2 protein-coding genes and 1 pseudogene are annotated in these 3,601 nt (G+C 76.1%); 1 reads left to right on the top strand and 2 read right to left on the bottom strand.

Annotation, left to right across the window (positions count from 1 at the left end):
• The first annotated feature begins 61 nt into the window (after window positions 1-61).
• Window positions 62-1,750, top strand: coding sequence for a DEAD/DEAH box helicase (locus tag GUY61_RS36120; RefSeq protein WP_166634529.1), 1,689 nt, complete (start codon window positions 62-64; stop codon window positions 1,748-1,750).
• Window positions 1,751-2,067: 317 nt separating this feature from the next.
• Here the strand turns inward: GUY61_RS36120 and GUY61_RS42040 are convergent, their stop codons facing one another.
• Window positions 2,068-3,408: a HEAT repeat domain-containing protein gene (locus GUY61_RS42040; protein WP_398958170.1), complete on the bottom strand. Its 1,341-nt coding sequence runs from the start codon at window positions 3,406-3,408 to the stop codon at window positions 2,068-2,070.
• Between the two features lie 64 nt (window positions 3,409-3,472).
• Window positions 3,473-3,601: pseudogene (locus GUY61_RS36110) on the bottom strand (molecular chaperone DnaJ); the annotation flags it as partial.

Here is a 3,601-nt window from a genome sequence, read left to right as displayed (position 1 = left end):
ATCGAGGTGCGGGCCCCGGCTCGCGCTGTCTCCAGCTCACGCCAGGGAAGGCAATGTGCGTATGACCCGCTCCCGCTCAGAACGTCCGGCCGCGGCCACGGGCAGGCCCGCGCGGAAACGACCCGCGAACTCCGGGAACTTCGCGAATTCAGGAAACTCCGGTGACTCCGGAAATCCCGCGAGGTCCCAGGGCAGGTCCGGCGCGCGATCCGGTTCCCGGTCGGGTGCGGCGGAGGCCTCCGCCCGCAGGACCGTACAGCCGCACGGCGAATTCGCCATGCCGGAGAACCGTGTCCCCGCGCTGCCCGCCGCCGCGACGTTCGCCGAGTTGGACATGCCCGCCGCCCTGCTCAAGACACTCGAGGCCCAGGGCGTCACCGAGCCCTTCCCGATCCAGGCCGCCACCCTGCCGAACTCCCTGGCCGGCCGTGACGTCCTCGGCCGCGGCCGCACCGGCTCCGGCAAGACCCTGGCCTTCGGACTCGCACTGCTGGCACGCACCGCGGGCCGCCGCGCCGAGCCCCGCGCGCCGCTCGCGCTCGTCCTGGTGCCCACCCGGGAACTCGCCCAGCAGGTCACCGACGCCCTCACGCCGTACGCGACCGCCGTGAACCTGCGTATCGCCACCGTCGTCGGCGGCATGTCGATCACCCGGCAGGCCGCCGCGCTGCGCCGCGGCGCGGAGGTGCTCGTCGCCACCCCCGGCCGGCTCAAGGACCTCCTGGAACGGGGCGACTGCGTCCTCGGGCAGGTCACGGCCACCGTGCTGGACGAGGCCGACCAGATGGCCGACATGGGCTTCCTGCCCCAGGTCACGGCGCTGCTCAAGCTGGTCGAGCCGGGCGGGCAGCGGATGCTCTTCTCGGCGACCCTGGACCGCAATGTCGACCGGCTCGTACGGCAGTTCCTCAGCGACCCCGTCGTCCACTCCGTCGACCCCTCGGCAGGAGCGGTCAGCACGATGGAGCACCACGTGCTGTACGTCGCCGACGAGACCGACAAGAAGGCCGTCACCGTGCGCATCGCCGCCCGCGACGGCCGGGTGATCCTCTTCCTGGACACCAAGCGCGCCGTGGACCGGCTCACCAAGCGGCTGCTCGCGGACGGCGTACGGGCCGCCGCGCTGCACGGCGGCCGCTCCCAGCCGCAGCGCAACCGCACCCTGGACCAGTTCAAGAACGGCCAGGTCACCGCGCTGGTGGCGACCAATGTCGCGGCCCGGGGCATTCATGTGGACGACCTCGACCTCGTCGTGAACGTCGACCCGCCCACCGACCACAAGGACTACCTGCACCGCGGCGGCCGCACCGCGCGGGCCGGCGAGTCCGGCAGCGTGGTGACGCTGGTGCTGCCCGCCCAGAAGCGGGAGATGACCCGGCTGATGTCGGTCGCCGGTATCGAGCCGCGCACCACGCGCGTCAAGTCCAGCGACGAGGAACTCGCGCGGATCACCGGTGCCCGCGAACCCTCGGGCATCCCGGTCACCGTCGAGGTCCCGGCCCAGGCCCAGCCGAACGGCAGCGACCGGCCCAAGCAGCGGTCCGGGTCCGCCGCGACCGGCGGCGGCAGGCGGCGTAGGCCCGGCCAGTCGCAGCCCCAGTCGCAGGCGCCGCAGTCGCAATCCCAGTCCCAGTCCTCGTCCCGGTCGCGGTCCGCGGGCGCCGAGGCCGGCCGCAAACCGACGGGCGGCCGTCCGCGCCGTCCCCGCCCCGCACGGTCACAGCCGCGCGAACGCCGCCGCGCGGCCTGACCCGGCCAACGGACCCGCTCCCGGACCCGCCACAGGAAGGCAGCCCGGGCCGCACACCCGCGCCGCCGCGGCATCTCCGCGGCGGTGGCCGGTGCGCGGCCGTGCGGCTCGTGGCGTTCGGCTCCTGACCGCGGCACGGCGGGACGCGGCACGGTGCGTGGCCGGTCCGAAGACCCCGTCGGGCGCGGGCGGCGCCGCGCCGGGGGCGCCCACTCGCTCCCGTACCAGCCGTCGCCCGGCCGCGCGTCGCACGAGACGCGGTACAAGCCGACGAAGCAGCACCCCGGCCGGGTCCGGCGCTTCGGCCGGCACGGGCATCAGCGGCTCGCGGCGCGGCGTGCGGCGGCCCGCAGGGTCCGGGCGGCGTCGGGGTCGGCCACCAGGTCAATCGCGTCCAGCGCCGCCGTGTACGCCGGGCTGTCCTGCGGCTGCTCCTCCAGGACGGCGGCCAGCGCGTCCGCGGCGCGCGGGTCGCCCCGCCGGGCGAGACCGCGGGCCGCCTCGACGGCCGTCTCCGCGTCGCCGGTGTGCAGCAGCGCCGCCAGCGCGTCGCGTATCTCCGGCGAGTCCGCGGCCAGCCCGGCGAGGGCGGTCGCCGTACGGGCGCGGACCTTCGGGTCCGGGTCGGCGGCGAGCGTCACCAGGGCCTCGGCGGCCGCCGTGCCGTCGTCCCGCACCAGCCCGTGCAGGGCGTCGGCGACCCTGGCCCGCACCGCGGGGGAGGGGTGGGCGGCGTGGCGCAGCACATCCTCGACGGCGTCGGCGTCGCCGTACGCGGCCAGTGCCGCGAGCAGCGACTGCACCAGGTCCGGGTGCTCGGCTCGCGCGGCGAGTTCGCGCAGCAGCGGCAGGCTCCGCGCGGCGAACGGCCCGGGACCGTCCGGGAACCCGAGCCCGGCCAGCACGTCCACCGCGAAGGCCTGCCGCACCGGGTCGGGACCCGCGCACCAGGCGGCCGCCGCCTGATAGGTCTCCTCGTCGCCGCGCCCGCTCAGCGTGCGCACCGACTCGGTCCAGTTCTCGCCCCGCGGGTCCCCCATGGCCAGGGCGCGTCGCGCCAGCTCGGCGAAGGACGTGGCGATCCCCAGCTCCCGCTCCAGCAGCGTCGCGATGGCCGCGTGCCCGGTCTGTCGCTCGTCGCCCGCGAACGGCTGTCCGTCCCGCAGCAGTTCCACGACGACCGTGATCCCGTCGCCCTCCCTTACCCGCCGTACGACACACTCGTACGCCCCGGCGGACTCGTAGGCCTGGGCGAGCCCGCGCCGCAGCTCCTCCTCCACGTCCAGGGACAGCCGGTGCCTGGCCTCGGCTAGGGCCTCCCCGAGATCGGACGCCCCGTGCCGCAGCAGTGCCCGTACGCAGTCCGCGGAGCCCCGGCGCGCGGCGAGGACGATCGGCGGTTCCCCGCCGGGGCCCGGCAGGCCCGGGTCGGCGCCGTACTCCAGCAGGGCCAGGACGGTCGCCGCGTGACCGCACCCCACCGCCCAGGCCATCGCCGTGAAGCCGAACTCCTCGCGCCGGTCCGGCCGGGCCCCGGCGCTCAGCAGGGACCGCACCACCTCGGTGTGGCCGCCGACCGCGGCGCCGCACAGGGGCAGGTCGGCGTCGTGGCCGCTGACCCGCTCGGGGTCGGCACCGGCGGCCAGCAGCAGCCGCACGATGCACGGGCGGTCCTCGACCGAGGCGAGGTAGAGGGCCGTCTGACCCTCCTCGTCGGTTGCCTCGGCCCATCGGCCGTTCCTCGCCCCTCAGCACCGCGAGCTGGCGCAGGAGTTCCTCCTGCTGCGGGTCGAGCTTGGTCGGGGTCTGCACCTCGACGTGCACGATGAGGTCGCCGCGGCCGCCGCCGCG

Source organism: Streptomyces sp. GC420 (genome assembly GCF_009916105.1).
Lineage (GTDB): Bacteria > Actinomycetota > Actinomycetes > Streptomycetales > Streptomycetaceae > Streptomyces.
Note: the sequence above shows the minus strand (reverse complement) of the source record. Positions and strands in the feature narration are given on the sequence as shown.